Raw genomic sequence first — 15,819 nt, forward strand, 5'->3', positions numbered from 1 at the left:
CCCCGAACTGAATCCCGCAGTCGGTTACGTTTCGCTCATCCTGGTGTCGCTCGCGACCGTCCTGATCGGCATCTACGGGCTCCGGATCTCCCGGACTACCGGCGACTTCTATGTGGCATCGCGTACCGTCCGCCCCTGGTGGAATGCCTCCGCGATCGGCGGTGAGTACCTCTCGGCCGCGAGCTTCCTCGGGGTTGCCGGGCTGATCCTGCTCTCCGGCGTGGACGCGCTCTGGTTTCCCATCGGCTACACCGCCGGGTACCTCATGCTGCTGTTGTTCGTCGCCGCTCCCCTGCGGCGGTCGGGCGCGTACACCATCCCGGATTTCGCCGAAGCGCGCCTGGAGTCCCGGAACGTCCGCCGGGTAACCAGCCTGCTGGTGATCGCCGTGGGGTGGCTCTACATCGTTCCGCAGCTGCATGGGGCAGCCCTGACCGTCCGCATCACCACCGGCCTGCCGTCCTGGGTAGGGTCGGTCGCCGTCGTCGTTGTGGTCTGCCTGAGCGTCATCACCGGCGGCATGCGCTCCATCACCTTTGTCCAGGCGTTCCAGTACTGGCTGAAGCTGACGGCCCTGGCAGTGCCGGTGGTGTTCATCCTGATCCAGCTGGCCGGCACCGGTGGGTCCATCACGGACAACGGCGCTGTCTTCGATTCCGGACTCAACACCACCGCTGATGCCTCGCTGTACCAGAACATCTCGCTGGTCATCGCACTGCTCTTCGGCACGCTGGGCCTGCCCCACGTGCTGGTCCGTTTCTATACGAACCCGGACGGCGTCTCGGCCCGGCGCACCACCCTGATAGTGCTGGGGCTGCTCTCGGTCTTCTACCTGTTCCCCACCCTGTACGGGGTCCTGGGCAGGATCCACACGCCGGAACTGGCCGTGCAGGGTGCAGCGGACGCCACCGTGCTGCTGTTGCCGAGCCGCATTTTCGACGGCGTGGGTGGGGACATTCTGTCCGCCTTCGTCACGGCCGGAGCATTCGCTGCGTTTCTTTCCACCTCCAGCGGCCTGGTGGTCTCGCTGGCCGGAGTGGTCAGCCAGGACTTTTTCCGGGCCAGCGTTTCAGGCTTCCGCTGGGCGGCGATCGTGTCGGCGCTCATTCCACTCGGTTTTGCCCTGCTGACGGACACACTCGCCCTGGCCGGCAGCGTGAGCATGGTGTTCGCCTTCACCGCCTCGACCATCTGCCCGCTGCTGGTGCTCGGCATCTGGTGGCGCGGGCTCACTGACGCCGGAGCGATTGCGGGCATGGTCTCAGGTGCGGTGTTGTGCGGCGGCTCGATTCTGCTCGCTGCCGCCCTGGGCATCGATCAGGCGCCGCAGTGGCTGAGGCTGCCCGCGCTCTGGACAGTCCCTGCCGCATTCGCGGTCACCGTGGCGGTATCGCGTTTCACCGCCGGGCGCAGGCCTTCGAGCGCCTCGCGGGTGCTCGCCCGGCTGCACACGCCGGAGCCTGCCTGAGCGCACGGGAGCGCACCGGTCAGTCGATGGCCGCCATGAGCTCGACCACGCGGTCGAGGAACGCATCCACCTGGGTTTCCTCATAGCCGTCCTCGCCCACGGCCTCCCGGAACACTGCCCGGCGGACCACGTCGACGCTGAGCGGCATGTCCCGCTCGAAGTAACCGAGTAGTTCGTCGCAGAGGGCGTCTACGTCATCAATGTCGTAGCTGGTTGCGTTCCTGCGCGACGGGCGGCGGAACCGCTCCCCCGGCGGCCGGTGCAGCCTGCCGCGCAGAACGGCGGAGATCCGCCCGATCTGCATGAGCCAGGCCTGCTCGCCGTTGGACTCGATCAGCGCGTCCCGCTCCCGCTGGGCAAAGACATCCTCCAGACGGTCGAGGGCGGCGTCGACCGCACGCGGCTCGTAACCGCCCCGGGCCGGGTCGAAGGCCATGGTGCGCACGTCGGTGCTGGTGACGGCTTCGCCGTCGGTGCCGTCGGAGTTGTAGAAAGTGCGGGCCCGGGTCAGGAACCGGTCAACCTGCTTCGCGTTGTAGCCGTACTCCCGCCGGCCTACGCGGGCAAACGGCGAGCTGCCGTTGCGTGCTCCATCCATGGGTGTGCGTTTCTCTTTTCTACAGGGTTCCGGGTACCAATGTAACCGACAGCAGGAAAGCAACCGGAGAAGCGAAAACAATCGAATCGAGCCGGTCCATGACGCCGCCGTGGCCGGGCAGGAGGCTGCTCATATCCTTCACGCCGAGCTCGCGCTTGATCATGGATTCTGCAAGGTCTCCGGCGGTGGCCGCCGCAACCACGGCAACGGCCAGGCAGATTCCCACCCACCACGGCCGGTCCAGCAGGAACACCACCGCGAGGACTCCCACCAGCATGGCTCCCCCGATCGAACCGGCGAACCCTTCCCACGACTTCTTGGGGCTGATGCGGGGCGCCATGGCGTGCTTGCCGAAGAAGGCTCCGATCAGGTACCCGAAGGTGTCATTGGAAACCACGAGGAGGAGCAGGGTGGCCACCTTGAGCGCACCGGAGGGTTCCTGCAGGAGCAGCATGGCGAAGCTGAGGAGGAACGGAACCCAGAGCAGCACGAAGGTGCCGGCCATGATGCTCCGTGCCGCATCCGGCGCGGGATCGAGGCTCCGCCAGAGCGCCAGCGCGGTCACCGAGACCACCGTCGCGAAGGCCAGCGCCTCGGGCCCGCCCAGATAGGCGGCGAACGGAAGTGCGACGCCGGCCGCCAGGGCGGGCACGGTGGGCACCTTGATCTGGCGTACTTCGAGCGCCCTGCCGACTTCCCAGACCCCGACGACGCCGATCACGGTGGTCAGCGCGACGAAGGCCAGCGGCAAGAACAGCATTCCCACGAGCAGGGACACGAGCAGCGCCAGCCCGACCACGATGGCAGCCGGAAGGTTGCGCCCTGCCCGCGAGGTTTCGCCGGTCTTCGGGGACCGGGGACGACGCCTGAACAGGATCCCCGGGCCCTGCTTCGCTGCCTCGCGCAAAGCACGCCTGCCCGTAACGACGACGCCGGCCGGCGCCTCGTGTGCAGCGTCAGCAGCAGGCGTGCGGCCAGCCTCTGAAGAAGGCTGGGTTTCGCTCATCAGACCTCGAGCAGCTCGGTTTCCTTGCGCTTGAGCATGTCATCGATGGTGTCCGTATGGGACTTGGTCCGGGCGTCGAGGTCCTTTTCGGCGCGCGCACCTTCGTCCTCGCCGGCGTCTCCGTCCTTCACGGCCTTGTCGATGCCGTCCTTGGCCTTGCGGCGGATGTTCCGGATCTGGATCTTGGCGTCCTCAGCCTTGCCGCGGACCAGCTTGACGTATTCCTTGCGCCGTTCCTCGGTCAGTTCGGGGAGCACCACGCGGATCACGTTGCCGTCATTGGACGGGTTGGCGCCGAGATCGGAATCACGGAGCGCCTTCTCGATCTCGCTCAGTGCGGAGCGGTCAAACGGGGTGATCAGGAGGGTCCGTGCTTCCGGGTTCTGGAAGGACGCCAGCTGCTGCAGCGGCGTGGGCGAGCCGTAGTAGTTGACGATGACCTTCGAGAACAGGGACGGGTTGGCGCGGCCGGTGCGTACGGTCGCGAAGTCTTCCTTTGCTGCCTCGACTGCCTTGTCCATGCGGGCTGTGGCGTCTGACATGGTCTCTTCGATCACGATTTCTCCTTTGGTTCGAAATCCGCTGCTTTCAAGCGTCCGATTCAGTTGATAATCCTAGTTCACAGCCGGGGTTCCGCTGGGACCGTCCAGCCGTTGCGCGCCGCGCTCAGGGGCTGACGATGGTACCGATCCGCTCACCCATGATGGCGCTGGTGACGTTGCCCTCGCCCTCCATGCCGAACACCACCATCGAGAGATTGTTGTCCTTGCACATGGTCATGGCGGTCTGGTCCATCACCCGGATGTCCTGGCGCAGGGCGTCGTCGTAGGACAGCGAGTCAAGCTTGCGCGCGGTCGCGTCCTTGTGCGGATCCGCCGTGTACACCCCGTCCACACCGCTCTTGGCCATCAGCACGACGTCGGCCCGGACTTCCAGCGCACGCTGGGCGGCGACGGTGTCGGTGGAGAAGTAGGGCAGGCCTGCTCCTGCACCGAAGATGACCACCCGGCCCTTTTCCAGGTGCCGGATGGCCCGCCGGGGAATGTAGGCCTCGGCGACCTGCCCCATGGTGATGGCGCTCTGGACACGGGTTTCGACGCCGGCCTGTTCCAGGAAGTCCTGCAGGGCCAGGCAGTTCATCACCGTGCCGAGCATCCCCATGTAGTCCGCACGTGAGCGGTCCATCCCGCTCTGGGACAGTTCGGCGCCGCGGAAGAAGTTCCCGCCGCCGACGACGATGGCGACCTCCACTTCGCCGACCGTCGCGGCGATCTGCTTCGCGATACCCCGCACCATTTCCGGGTCGACTCCGAGCTTGCCGCCGCCGAAGACCTCTCCGGAAAGCTTCAACAGCACCCGCCGGCGCGGGGATCCGCTGTTGCCTGCGTTGATGTGGTTGTCCATGATGCCTCCCGGGCTGTTCTTGCATGAGTGTCGGTTGCGTCCCTGCGCTGATGAGTCAACGCAGCTGGAGTTGCTGTCTGTCCTGCCCCGGCCGCATTGCCGTCCGGCGGGCAGGACCGTGGTCTGGTGGGTCGATCCTGGGTCTGATGGGGTCAGTCTTGCAGGTTTCCGGCGGCTTCCCCACGCCGGACATGGCGGAGGGGCGGCCACCGTGGCGACCGCCCCTCCATCATCTCAAACAATCAGCGACCCGTGAGGATCACGTGTGCTCAGGCACCCACCCGGAAGCGGGCGAACTGCTTGGGCTCAACGCCGGCTTCCTTGAGGACCTGTGCAACGGACTTCTTGGCGTCCTTGGCGAACGCCTGGTCAACCAGCACGCCCTCCTTGAAGAAGCCGGTCAGGCGACCTTCGACGATCTTGGTGAGAGCGGCTTCGGGCTTGCCCTCGGCGCGTGCGGTTTCGTCAGCAATGCGGCGTTCGGTTTCGACAAGCTCTGCCGGGACATCCTCGCGGGTGAGGTAGGTCGGCGAGTAGGCGGCGATGTGAACGGCGACGTCGTGCGCAGCCTCGGCTGCAGCCTCTCCGCTGCCTTCAACGGCGAAGAGGACGCCGACCTGCGCGGGCAGGTCCTTGGAGGTCTTGTGCAGGTACGCGTCAACGATTGCACCCTCGACGCGTGCAACGCGGCGGATGTCCACCTTTTCACCGAGCAGCGCACCGGCTTCGATGACGTGCTCCGAGACAGGCTTGCCGTCAACGGAGTGCGCGAGCAGCGACTCCACGTCGGAGGCACCGGACTCGATGGCCGCAGCGAGTACCTTGTTGGCGAACTCGATGAACGGCCCGGCCTTGGCGACGAAGTCGGTTTCACAGTTGACCTCAACCATGACGCCGACGTTGCCATCGACCCGGGCTGCCACGAGACCTTCAGCGGTTGAACGGCCTTCACGCTTGGTGGCGCCCTTCAGACCCTTGATGCGGATGAGCTCCATGGCCTTGTCGGCATCGCCGTTGGCCTCGTCGAGAGCCTTCTTCACGTCCATCATTCCGGCGCCGGTCCGCTCGCGGAGAGCCTTGATGTCAGCGGCAGTGTAGTTTGCCATTTGAACTCCTCAGATGTGGTTTTCTCGTCAAGCTAATGTGAGTAAAAGTTCTCCGGACCAGATGTCCGGCACAAGCGAAAGGGTGCGGGCTTTGGAGTCCCGCACCCTTTCGATGAAACTACTTGCTCTCGCCGTTCGCGGCTTCCCCGGCAGGTGCTTCCTCAGCAGCAGGTGCTTCGGCAGCGGGAGCCTCTTCGGCTGCCGGTGCTTCCTCGGCTGCAGGTGCCTCTTCAGCAGGTGCGGCGTCGGCTGCCGGGGCCTCTTCGGCTGCAGGAGCGGCGCTGCCTTCAAGCAGTTCGCGCTCCCACTCGGCGAGGGGCTCCTCGGCTGCGGCAGCGTCGTTGCCCGAAGCACGGTTGTTGCGGGCGATGAGGCCTTCAGCAACGGCGTCGGCGACCACGCGGGTCAGCAGGTTGACGGCGCGGATGGCGTCGTCGTTGCCCGGGATCGGGAAGTCGACCTCGTCGGGATCGCAGTTCGTGTCCAGGATGGCAACGACCGGGATGTTGAGCTTCTTGGCCTCGTCGATTGCGAGGTGCTCTTTCTTGGTGTCGACAACCCACACGATGGAGGGAGCCTTGGTGAGGTTGCGGATGCCGCCCAGGTTGTTCTGGAGTTTGGTCAGCTCGCGCTGCAGCAGGAGGAGTTCCTTCTTGGTGTGGCCGGAACCGGCGACATCCTCGAAGTTGATTTCCTCAAGCTCCTTCATGCGCTGGATGCGCTTGGAGACGGTCTGGAAGTTGGTGAGCATGCCACCGAGCCAGCGCTGGTTCACGTACGGCTGGCCTACACGGGTGGCCTGCTCGGCGATTGCTTCCTGGGCCTGCTTCTTGGTGCCGACGAACAGTACGGTTCCGCCGTGGGCAACGGTGGCCTTGATGAACTCGTAGGCGCGGTCGATGTAGGACAGCGACTGCTGGAGGTCAATGATGTAGATTCCGTTGCGCTCCGTGAAAATGAAGCGCTTCATCTTCGGGTTCCAGCGACGGGTCTGGTGGCCGAAGTGGACGCCGCTGTCGAGCAGCTGGCGCATGGTAACGACTGGCATGTCGTTCCTTTCGTTGGGCAGCGCAGGTATTCCTGCAACTCTGCCGGTTTGACGGTTGATGTCCCGCTAGTAACGCGGGGGTCCTGGTGTCCTTCAGCCTGGCGGCCACTGCTCCAACCGGATTCCTCCGGACCGCTGGAGCAGTGTTCCCAGACGTGCGCTCTCTCAATGAAAATCTCCGGAGAACTGCCTGCGAATCGGGACACGCGTAGTCAGTAACCGTTGCCGGGCACGCCAGTGCGAAAGCTTTTATGGCATGACGGCATACGGATAACTGCTTTCCCCAGTGTACTACAGCCCCGCGCCGCTCCTGACGGCCGCCGCAGGGTCCATTCCGTCCTCCACAGCCTGCGGGATCCGCTGGTTTTTTCCACATCAGCGCTCGACGCCGGCCGCCGGGACCGTGGAGCCGGCACTCTCAGGAGATGGCATCCCTGAAGAAACTGCTCCGCCCGCTCACCATTGCGGTGACCGCCTCCGGTGTGCTGCTCTCACAGGGTCCGCCGGTGCCGGCATCCCCGATGCCCGAGTCTCCGGCACCCGCACCAGCCTGGGAGCGGCCGCTTAGCGGCACTCCGCCGGTCCTGCGGCACTTCGACCGGCCGCCGCAACGGTGGATGGCCGGGCACCGGGGAGTCGACCTTGGTGCCGTCGACGGCACAGTCCGCAGCCCGGCTGACGGTGTGGTGGTGTTTGCCGGCACGGTGGTGGACCGCCCCGTGCTGACCATCGACCACGGCGACGGTCTCCTGTCCAGCTTCGAGCCGGTGACGGCCTCGCTCGGGAAGGGCGAGGCCGTCAGGGCCGGGCAGGCCGTCGGGCACATCAGCACCGAACCGCACTGCCCCGGCCTCTGCGTGCACTGGGGAGTCAGAAGAAACGGCGAGTACGTCAACCCGCTCCCCTTCGTCTCTGACCGGCGGCCCTCCGTCCTGCTGCCGCCGGCCACTTCCAGTGAGGGACCCGCTAGATGAAGGCGGCGATTCCCGTGATGGCGCGGCCGGCAACCAGCGAGTTGATCTCATACGTGCCCTCATAGGAGTACACGGCTTCAGCGTCAGCGAAGATCTTGGCCATCTCGTAGTCGGTGACAATGCCGTTGCCGCCCAGAATGCTGCGGCCGAGGGCGACGGTCTCCCGCATCCGGGCAGTAGTGAACGCCTTGGCGAGCGCCGACTGCTCGTCGCGTGCGCCGCCGTCGTCGGCCAGCTGGGCAAGACGGACCATCATGCCCAGCGAACTGACGGTGTTCCCCAGCATCTCCACCAGCTGCTGCTGGATGAGCTGGAAGGAGGCCAGCGGACGGCCGAACTGCTGCCGCTCCACCGCGTACCGGCGGGCAACGTCGAAGGCCGCGAGCTGCTGACCGACAGCCTGCCATGCCACGGAGAGCCGCGTGATGCGCAGCACCTTGTTGGTGTCCTTGAAGCTGTTGGCGCCGGCGAGCCGATAGTCGTCGCTGATCTGCAGTCCCTCAAGCAGGATGTCCGCGTTCTCGACCGTGCGCAGCGCCGTCTTGTTTTCGATCTTCGTGGCCTTATAGCCGGGCAGCGAGGTGTCCACCAGGAAACCCTTGACCTGGTTGTCCGCAACGTCGCGGGCAAAGATGACCACCCAGTCGGAGAAGGTTGCATTCCCGATCCAGCGCTTGGCGCCGTTCAGTACCCATCCGTCCCCGTTGCGCTCTGCGGTTGTCCGGGTGCCGCCCGCGACGTCGGATCCGCCGAGTGGCTCGGTGAGGCCGAAGGCGCCGATCTTCTTCATGGCATAGATGTCCGGGAGCCACTCCGCCTGCTGTTCGGGTGAGGCGAGGGTCTCGATGGAGCCGGTGAACAGACCGTCGTGGACGCCCATGAAGGTGGCGATTGACGTGTCCGCCCGCGTGAACTCCGCGTGCAGCAGACCCGCGAAGAGGTTCGAGTGGCCCAGGCGCTTGACCGGAGAGACGATGTCCAGCTCGGCGATGCGCGGAATGAGCTCCGTGGGGAAGACCCCCGCGTTCCACCAGCGGGCGGCTGAAGGCCGGACTTCCGCCGCCAGCCACTCCCGGACCTCGTGGAGGCGGTTCCGCTCCTGGGGCGTGAGCAGCTGCTCGAAGAAGTAGAAGTCGCCGTCCGCGTAGGGGAGATTATCGGCGTCGAAAGCGGGTGCACCCATGAACGTTCCTCACCATCAGTCAGCCCGCACTCACCGGCACAGGCAGGTCCGCACCCCTGCGGCGCGGATCACCTCGACCTATGTTACCCGCCAGTAACTTTGTGCACCACCCGGCATGGCGGACAGAGAAAACCCCGGTCCAGCCGGACCGGGGTTTTTCTGCGCACCTTCTTGTAGGGCTGGTGGGGCTTGAACCCACGACAAACGGATTATGAGTCCGCTGCTCTAACCAGCTGAGCTACAGCCCCTCGACGCCGACAACTCATCGGCGCACCCCATTCTAGCCAGAACCGGAGGGCGAAGAATCGCGCGTGGCTAGACCGTCTCCTCGGTGTGCAGCCTGCCCACGTAGAGATCCTCGAAGGTAGCCAGCGTAGCGTCGATGCTGTGCTTCTCCACCATGGAACGGCTCATCTTTCCCATCCGCTCGCGTTCAGCCTCGGGCATCGAGATGATCTCCGTGAGGCGCATGGCCAGCTCGTCGCTGTCATGGGGCGTGAAGAGGTAGCCGTTGGCGCCGTCCTCCACGAGGTGCGGCAGCGCCATCGCGTTGGCGAGCAGCACGGGCGTGGAGGCGGACATCGCTTCGAGGGTGACCAGCGACTGCAGCTCTGCGGTGCCGGGCTGGCAGAAGACCGTGGCCCGCAGGTAGGCCAGGCGCAGCTGTTCGTCGTCGATCAGTCCGTGGAAGATCACCCGGTCTCCCAATCCCAGACGCCGGGCCTGGGCCTGCAGGGCGGGTTTGACCTCTCCCCCGCCGACGATCTCCAGGTGCAGGTTCAGCTCGCGCGGGGTCTTTGCGACTGCGTCAATGAGGACGTCCACATGCTTTTCCTCGGCGAGCCGCCCCACGAACAGCACAATGGGATAGTCGGGGCGCTCGATCCGCTCGCCCGGCTTCGGCTCGTACGCCGTTGCGTCGATGCCGTTCGACAGTGGGAGCACCTTGCGCAGGAACGCGTGCTCGTGCATGGCCTTGGCCGCCAGCGGAGTGGGCGTGGTGACGACGTCGGCCTTCCCCATGACGCGGCCCATGTCCCGCCAGGAGTTCTTCGCGACGATGTTCTTGAACCACTGAGGAAAGGGCAGGAACGGGTTCAGGTTTTCGGGCATGAAGTGGTTGGTTGCCACCACGCGGATGCCGCGCTTCACAGCCTCATAGAGCGCGTACTCGCCGACCATGTAGTGGCACTGGACGTGGACGACATCGGGCTGGACCCGGTCGAAGAGCATGCTGATTTCACGCTTGATTTCCCACGGCAGGCAGATACGCCAGTACTCATGGGTCGGAACCGAGTGCGAGCGGAGCCGGTGGACGGACCACTCCCCACCCGGCTCGGTGAAGCTCTTGCCCGAGGTGCTGTTTGCGGCCAGAACGTGGACATCGTGGCCGCGGGCGGTCATTCCCTTGGCGAGCCGGTAGCCGAACTGGGCCGCCCCGTTGACATGCGGCGGGTAGGTGTCTGCGGCGATGAGGATGGTCAGCGGCGCGTCTGCTGCCGGATGGGTCACGAAGTAGTCCTCGGGTTGGCAACGGTGGGCGAAGTCACCGGCGTTACCGCCGTCGTGCTTCTTTCTGGCGCCTGACCACATCGGGGTGGTGGCGCGAGAGTGCTATTACTCCAACAATAGCAACGATGGCGGCCGCACCCATGGCAAGCGCGACGACCGATTCGACATTCGGCTGAAGCTCACCCAGCACCGAGATCCCGACGGCGATTCCCACGATCGGATCCACGACCGTGAGTCCTGCGATCACCAGGTCGGGCGGACCGGTGGCATAGGCGCTCTGGACAAACCAGGAGCCAAGTCCGGCAGCAGCAATGATGGCGATGACACTGTAGACCGGCACGTTGAGCAGGAACCTGCCGTTCGGATCCAGCAGGTGGGTGGCGATGATCTTGGTCAGCACGGCAACGAATCCGAAGAGCACACCGGCACCGAGAATGTAGGTGAAGGCGTTGAGCCGTCGCTTGAAGACCGCGGCGAGGGTCCCGAAGATGGCGACAGCGATGCAGAGCAGCAGGACGGCCGTCAGTTCCTGGTCGGGCAGGACAACGTGGTTCTTCCGGGTGACGTTCAGGGCCAGCAGCACAAACAGTGCGCTTCCGCTCACGCAGGCGGAGATTGCAACGACCGTGGCCCGGTTGATCCGCACGCCCTGGTCCCGGGAGTTGACGATTGTCGTGATCACCAGGGCAATCGCCCCGATGGGCTGGACAACGGTCAGGCTTGCGAGGCTGAGTGCGATGACGTTGCAGATGATCCCGGCAATGAGCAGGATCAGGCCGAGTATCCAGCGGGGGTTGCGCAGAAGCCGCACAAAGCCGGTGGAGTTCAGCGCGAGGCCACCGGTGTTGGAGCGTACGGCGCTACCCTGACGCTGGGCGCCGACAGCGAGGAAACATGCGCCCAGCAGGGCCAGGAAAACCGCTACCCAGGCCATGCGCCCGCTTTCGTCATGCGGAGCGCTCCAGGCGGTACACACGGTGTGCCGCCGTGAAGTAGCCGTAGAACGCGATGAGGTGTCCGATACAGCCGAGAACCAGCAGGGTGGTGGCGGTGATCTCGAGCCAGGGCTGGTCGAACCCCTCGACGCGCTGCAGCAGCAGCAGCGGTGATCCGACCAGCAGCAGCGCGGTGCGGATCTTGCCGATGTTGGTCACCGGCAGGGAAATCGGTCCGTGGAAGAGGATCAGGGCGTTGATGATCAGGATGGCGTCGGGAATCACGATGGTCCACACCAGCCACGCGGGCGCCACGCCGTCGACCACGAAGGTCACGGCAATGACGATCAGCGCCGTCCTGTCGGCAACCGGGTCCAGCCATTTGCCGACCGAGGAAACCTGCCCGAACCTCCGCGCAACGTAGCCGTCCACCCAGTCGGTTGAACCGAGGAGCACAAGGGTGATGACCGCAGCGGCATACTCGCGCTGGACGATGAACATGACGAACAGCGGGACGCCAAGGAACCGGACCACCGTGATGATGTTCGGCACGGTCCAGAAGGTGTCCAATTCGGCAGGGGTCTCCCCCGGCTTTCCCCCTGCGCCAATAAGTCTGATCACTGTCCCTCCGCTCCCATTATCACAGCAGGCCTGCGCGGCAGCGGACAGGCGGGGGGAATGAGCCCTTGCCCCGGCTTATTTGGCGACGAGCCGGCGCACCATCACCGCGATCGCGGCAGCGGAGGCGGCGACCACGCTGAGCGGCTTCCAGCGGTCAGCGAGTGTCTGGGTGTGCCGGGCCGGAGCGTGCGCGGCGTGAGCGTGCGTGGCCGAAGCCGTACCGCTCCGGGTACGCCGGGCATCGCGGGCGTGCACCGCTGAGGACTTCGCCTGGGCAGCGGCCTGACGTGCCCTTGCCGTGGTGCCGCCGAACCGGGACTTGAAATCCAGTCCCCGGCCGAGGTCCTCGCGGGTCTCGGCGATGTGGTCGCGGCGGCGGCCCGACCGGCTGCGGAGCTCAGCGTAGGACGGCGCAGGCGGCTTGGGCTCTCCGGTGTCCTTCTGTTTGGGCTTCTTCTCCTCTTTGGGCTTCTGCACATCGAGGGTTGCCGGATTGAACTTGCGGCCTTCCTTGAGCACTCCGATGTCGTACTTTACTCCGCGGATGGCGTCCTCGGGCAGGAGGGGCAGCGCCTTCTTGAACCGGGACAGGCCCATCAGCCCGGCGATGGCTGCGATGATGAGGAACAGGGCGGCAAAACACAACGCAGCGAGCCAGGGCGGCATGATGGTGCCCAGGCCCATGATGGCCGCGACAATGAGCGCGACCACGAGGAAGGCGACGAAAACCAGCGCCACGGCGAAGAACGCGGCTGCGACGCCTGCGGTGATGCCCTTCTGCTTCAGCTGTTCGCGGGCAAGCGAGACTTCGTCGTTCAGCTGGCGTGGCGTCAGCCGCAGCAGCAATCTGATCAGGCCGATGACCGACGGCGTTCCGCCGGACCGATTCACCCGCGTGCTGGTCGAGCTTTCCATGTGCCGTGCTCCCATTCGTTCATCCTGCGCGTCTGTCCCAAAATTACCACCGACGCATATTTCTCGCGCGCGGGCCACCGGCTCACCTGACGGGAATGAGATCCTCCCTGTCCTCCAGTTCACGGCCTGCGTATTCCTGCAGCCTCGTCTTCACGAACCAGAAGGAGACGACGGCGAATCCGGTAAACACCGCGTACATGATCCAGACACCGAGGTTCTCGCTGACCCAGGGGAAAGCGAGCGTGACGATGAAGTTGAAGATCCAGTTCACCATGGTTGCCACTCCGAGGGCGATGGAACGGATCTTGTTGGGGAACATCTCTCCGAGCGTCACCCACATGACCGGCCCCCAGGTCGCGGCAAAGAAGACCACGAACAGGTTTGCACCGACGAGGGCAACCGGACCCCAGATTCCCGGCAGGGACACGTCGGCGCCGCTGCCTGTTGCCTGCGCGAAGGAGACGGTCGCAGCGAGCAGACCGGCAAACATGCCTGCCGAGCCGACCAGCAGCAGCTTGCGCCGGCCGATCCTGTCGACAAAAAAGATGGCCACGAAGGTCATTGCCACGTTGATGATCGAGGTGATCACCGACGTCGTGAATGAGTCGCTCTCGCTGAAGCCGACCGACTGCCACAGCGTGGTGGAGTAGTAGAAGATTGCGTTGATTCCGACCAGCTGCTGCAGCGCGGCGACGGCCATGCCGACCCAGAGGATGGGCTGCAGCCCCAGCACGGACCCGCGCAGGTCCCGGAGGCTGGTCCTGTCCTCCATCCGGAGGGTGGAGCGGATTTCCGCCAGCTTGGTGGAGGTGTCCCGGATGCCCGTGACCCGGGACAGAACGTGCGCAGCCTCGGCATCCCGGCCGCCGCGGATCAGGTAATGCGGTGATTCGGGAATGGTCAGGGAGAGCACACCGTAGATGATGGCGGGCACGACGCCGACCAGCAGCATCCAGCGCCAGGCTGACAGTCCCCACCACAGCTCGCCGGCAGCTCCGCCGGCGAGATCGGCAAGCCAGGCGTCCGACAGCAGCGCGGCGAAAATTCCGACCGTGATGGCGAGCTGCTGGATGGAGGCGAGACCGCCGCGCCATTTGGCGGGCGCGATCTCTGCGATGTAGCCCGGCGCGATCACCGAGGCCACACCGATTGCCACGCCGCCCACCAACCGCCAGAGCATCAGGTCCCACTCGCTGATGGCAAACCCGGAGCCGACGGAGTTGACCAGGAAGAGCACTGCCGCGCCGAACATCACCCGCTTCCGGCCGAGGCGGTCCGCCAGCTCACCGGCGAACCATGCACCGGCTGCGCACCCGAGGAGGGTAATGGCAACCGTGAAGCCGAGAACCGCCTCACCCAGCCCGAAATCCTCCTGGATGGCGTCCACCGCACCATTGACCACGGCGGTATCGAACCCGAACAGGAGTCCGCCGACGGCGGCAGCAACGCTGACTCCGATGACCTTCCCGAGGTGTGGTTGTACTTCCGGCGACGGCTGGCCGCTCTTCGGATTATTGACGGGCACGTCTGGCGCTCCTGGATCTCGTGACTTCGCTTGCTGCCTGAACCGCATTTCAACCTACCTCAGGGCAAAGCCCGCCGGACAACCGGGGAGTGCCCGTGCCCGGACCGGGTTTCGGTGGGCTGCGGGAGGCCTCTAAGATAGTTATTGATTCGTTGTGGCAACCACCGTTTCCCGTCGCCGGAGGCTACCGGCTGACCGGCTCTCCACCTTTTCTCCGTCTGCAGCGTCGCAGTGCGCCCTCCCCGCGCCCGAACATACGCCCAGTTAGGTATCCGTTGAGCACCATCACTCACCCCGGTGACGCCCTCACCCGTCGGCAGAAGCTGATCTACGTCATCATTCTTGGCACCCTGACGGCGCTCGGTCCGTTCACCATCGATCTGTACCTGCCTGCCTTCCCGGCCCTGCAGGATGATCTCGGCGTCACCGAGGCGGCGGTCCAGCTCACCCTGACCGGGACGATCATCGGTTTTGCAACCGGCCAGCTGCTCGTGGGCCCGCTCAGCGACAAGGTGGGCCGGCGGCTTCCGTTGATCGCCGCCACCACCGTGCATGTGGTGGCTTCTCTCGGCGCGGCGCTGTCGACCGACATCGGCATGCTCATGGTTTTCCGCGTTCTGCAGGGTGTCGGCGCGGCCGGCGGCGGTGTTGTAGCCATGGCAATGATCCGGGATCTTTTCAGCGGGTACCCGCTGGTGCGGATGCTCTCCTATATGGCGCTGGTAAACGGTATGGCGCCCATCTTTGCGCCTGTCATCGGGTCACAGCTGCTGGTGGTCATGCCGTGGCCGGGCATCTTCTGGTTCCTCGCCGCCTACGGCTTCCTGGTGATTCTTGCTGTCTCGGTCTTCATCATCGAGACCCTGCCGGCGGAGCGGAGGAAGGCGTCGTCGTCGACCGCTTTACAGCGGTACCGGGCCGTGCTGACTGACCGTGTCTTCATCGGTGTCCTTCTGGTGGGAGGAATGAACTTCTCCGGACTGTTCTCCTACCTTTCGGCTTCGCCCTTCCTGTTCCAGGATGTCTACGGCCTCGACCCGCAACAGTATGGGCTGCTTTTCGCCGTGAATTCCCTGGGCATCGTCGCGGCGGTCCAGATCAGTGCGCGGGTGGTCCGCAGGGTGGGGCCGCAGTGGATCATCGCCGCTTCCACTGCCGCGATGCTGGTGATGGCGCTCTTGATGATCCTCTTCGACTACCTGGAGTTCGGTTTCTGGGGCACAGCGGTTCCGCTCTGGTTCTACATCTCGGCCGCGGGTTTTACCTTCCCGTGCGTCCAGGTGCTGGCCCTGGCCAACCACGGCGCGCAGGCCGGCACCGCGGCTTCGCTGCTCGGCGCGACCACCTTCGGGCTGGCCGGCGTGATCTCTCCGATTGTCGGGGTGCTCGGGATCGGTTCGGCGACGCCGATGGCAGGCGTGATGGCCGTGTGCATCGCCTTCGGGATTCTTTTCCTGTGGACCATCGTGCGGCCGCGGAGCGTCCCCTCCATTTCCTGAGGGCAGACGTCCTCCCGTGCCGCGC

Annotated in this window: 15 protein-coding genes and 1 tRNA gene; 3 read left to right on the forward strand and 13 right to left on the reverse strand. The window is 65.3% G+C overall.

Going from position 1 to position 15,819, the window contains the following annotated elements; all coding sequences use genetic code 11:
- The first annotated feature begins 7 nt into the window (after positions 1-7).
- Positions 8-1,468, forward strand: coding sequence for a sodium/solute symporter (locus BLS52_RS06750; RefSeq protein ID WP_026545424.1), 1,461 nt, complete (start codon positions 8-10; stop codon positions 1,466-1,468).
- A 19-nt stretch (positions 1,469-1,487) separates the two neighbouring features.
- On the opposite strand, the gene BLS52_RS06755 is transcribed toward BLS52_RS06750, so the two are convergent.
- The 6 genes from BLS52_RS06755 to rpsB all read right to left on the reverse strand — a co-directional run bounded on the left by BLS52_RS06755 (position 1,488) and on the right by rpsB (position 6,630).
- Positions 1,488-2,066, reverse strand: coding sequence for a DivIVA domain-containing protein (locus BLS52_RS06755; protein WP_090585370.1), 579 nt, complete (start codon positions 2,064-2,066; stop codon positions 1,488-1,490).
- Between the two features lie 19 nt (positions 2,067-2,085).
- Positions 2,086-3,072, reverse strand: a complete 987-nt coding sequence (locus tag BLS52_RS06760) for a phosphatidate cytidylyltransferase (RefSeq protein ID WP_090585372.1) — start codon at positions 3,070-3,072, stop codon at positions 2,086-2,088.
- Entirely contained in the window at positions 3,072-3,629 is a 558-nt protein-coding gene (gene frr, locus BLS52_RS06765; protein ID WP_026545421.1) for a ribosome recycling factor, read from the reverse strand. The genes BLS52_RS06760 and frr overlap by 1 nt, the downstream gene beginning before the upstream one ends.
- 109 nt (positions 3,630-3,738) lie before the next feature.
- Complete coding sequence (pyrH, locus tag BLS52_RS06770) at positions 3,739-4,476, reverse strand: UMP kinase (protein WP_051470737.1); 738 nt, start codon at positions 4,474-4,476, stop codon at positions 3,739-3,741.
- Between the two features lie 269 nt (positions 4,477-4,745).
- Positions 4,746-5,582, reverse strand: coding sequence for a translation elongation factor Ts (tsf, locus tag BLS52_RS06775; RefSeq protein ID WP_026545419.1), 837 nt, complete (start codon positions 5,580-5,582; stop codon positions 4,746-4,748).
- A 118-nt stretch (positions 5,583-5,700) separates the two neighbouring features.
- The gene (rpsB, locus tag BLS52_RS06780) at positions 5,701-6,630 is read right to left on the reverse strand and encodes a 30S ribosomal protein S2 (protein WP_026545418.1); all 930 of its coding nucleotides are present in this window, start codon (positions 6,628-6,630) and stop codon (positions 5,701-5,703) included.
- A gap of 425 nt (positions 6,631-7,055) precedes the next feature.
- On the opposite strand from rpsB, the gene BLS52_RS06785 reads away from it, so the two are divergent.
- Entirely contained in the window at positions 7,056-7,604 is a 549-nt protein-coding gene (locus BLS52_RS06785) for a M23 family metallopeptidase (RefSeq protein WP_090585374.1), read from the forward strand.
- Here BLS52_RS06785 and BLS52_RS06790 read toward each other — a convergent pair.
- The 7 genes from BLS52_RS06790 to BLS52_RS06820 form a co-directional block, all read right to left on the reverse strand.
- Positions 7,597-8,787, reverse strand: coding sequence for an acyl-CoA dehydrogenase family protein (locus BLS52_RS06790; RefSeq protein WP_090585375.1), 1,191 nt, complete (start codon positions 8,785-8,787; stop codon positions 7,597-7,599). The two genes, BLS52_RS06785 and BLS52_RS06790, sit on opposite strands and share 8 nt — an antisense overlap.
- 174 nt (positions 8,788-8,961) lie before the next feature.
- Positions 8,962-9,035: transfer RNA gene (locus BLS52_RS06795), tRNA-Ile, on the reverse strand.
- 67 nt (positions 9,036-9,102) lie between these two features.
- On the reverse strand, positions 9,103-10,299 hold the full coding sequence (locus BLS52_RS06800; RefSeq protein WP_090585518.1) for a glycosyltransferase: 1,197 nt from the start codon (positions 10,297-10,299) through the stop codon (positions 9,103-9,105).
- A 43-nt stretch (positions 10,300-10,342) separates the two neighbouring features.
- Positions 10,343-11,233, reverse strand: coding sequence for a DMT family transporter (locus BLS52_RS06805; RefSeq protein ID WP_026545416.1), 891 nt, complete (start codon positions 11,231-11,233; stop codon positions 10,343-10,345).
- Positions 11,234-11,246: 13 nt separating this feature from the next.
- Positions 11,247-11,855 carry a CDP-alcohol phosphatidyltransferase family protein gene (locus BLS52_RS06810; protein WP_084033728.1) on the reverse strand — a complete coding sequence of 203 codons (609 nt, stop codon included), beginning with the start codon at positions 11,853-11,855 and terminating at the stop codon, positions 11,247-11,249.
- A gap of 75 nt (positions 11,856-11,930) precedes the next feature.
- Positions 11,931-12,785: a phage holin family protein gene (locus tag BLS52_RS06815; RefSeq protein WP_245702733.1), complete on the reverse strand. Its 855-nt coding sequence runs from the start codon at positions 12,783-12,785 to the stop codon at positions 11,931-11,933.
- Between the two features lie 67 nt (positions 12,786-12,852).
- On the reverse strand, positions 12,853-14,295 hold the full coding sequence (locus BLS52_RS06820; RefSeq protein WP_245702734.1) for a sugar porter family MFS transporter: 1,443 nt from the start codon (positions 14,293-14,295) through the stop codon (positions 12,853-12,855).
- A 275-nt stretch (positions 14,296-14,570) separates the two neighbouring features.
- Here BLS52_RS06820 and BLS52_RS06825 point away from each other — a divergent pair, with 275 nt between their 5' ends.
- Positions 14,571-15,794, forward strand: coding sequence for a multidrug effflux MFS transporter (locus BLS52_RS06825; protein ID WP_026545413.1), 1,224 nt, complete (start codon positions 14,571-14,573; stop codon positions 15,792-15,794).
- Positions 15,795-15,819: the final 25 nt, after the last annotated feature.

The organism is Arthrobacter subterraneus (assembly GCF_900099735.1).
Taxonomy (GTDB): Bacteria; Actinomycetota; Actinomycetes; order Actinomycetales; family Micrococcaceae; genus Arthrobacter_D; species Arthrobacter_D subterraneus.

Excerpts from the sequence above, each read along its gene's own strand:
- pyrH (WP_051470737.1), bottom strand. The coding sequence starts at position 4,476 with ATGGACAACCACATCAACGCAGGCAACAGCGGATCCCCGCGCCGGCGG.
- tsf (WP_026545419.1), bottom strand. The coding sequence starts at position 5,582 with ATGGCAAACTACACTGCCGCTGACATCAAGGCTCTCCGCGAGCGGACC.
- BLS52_RS06755 (WP_090585370.1), bottom strand. The coding sequence starts at position 2,066 with ATGGATGGAGCACGCAACGGCAGCTCGCCGTTTGCCCGCGTAGGCCGG.
- BLS52_RS06790 (WP_090585375.1), bottom strand. The coding sequence starts at position 8,787 with ATGGGTGCACCCGCTTTCGACGCCGATAATCTCCCCTACGCGGACGGC.
- BLS52_RS06815 (WP_245702733.1), bottom strand. The coding sequence starts at position 12,785 with ATGGGAGCACGGCACATGGAAAGCTCGACCAGCACGCGGGTGAATCGG.
- rpsB (WP_026545418.1), bottom strand. The coding sequence starts at position 6,630 with ATGCCAGTCGTTACCATGCGCCAGCTGCTCGACAGCGGCGTCCACTTC.
- BLS52_RS06785 (WP_090585374.1), top strand. The coding sequence starts at position 7,056 with ATGGCATCCCTGAAGAAACTGCTCCGCCCGCTCACCATTGCGGTGACC.
- BLS52_RS06805 (WP_026545416.1), bottom strand. The coding sequence starts at position 11,233 with ATGGCCTGGGTAGCGGTTTTCCTGGCCCTGCTGGGCGCATGTTTCCTC.
- BLS52_RS06760 (WP_090585372.1), bottom strand. The coding sequence starts at position 3,072 with ATGAGCGAAACCCAGCCTTCTTCAGAGGCTGGCCGCACGCCTGCTGCT.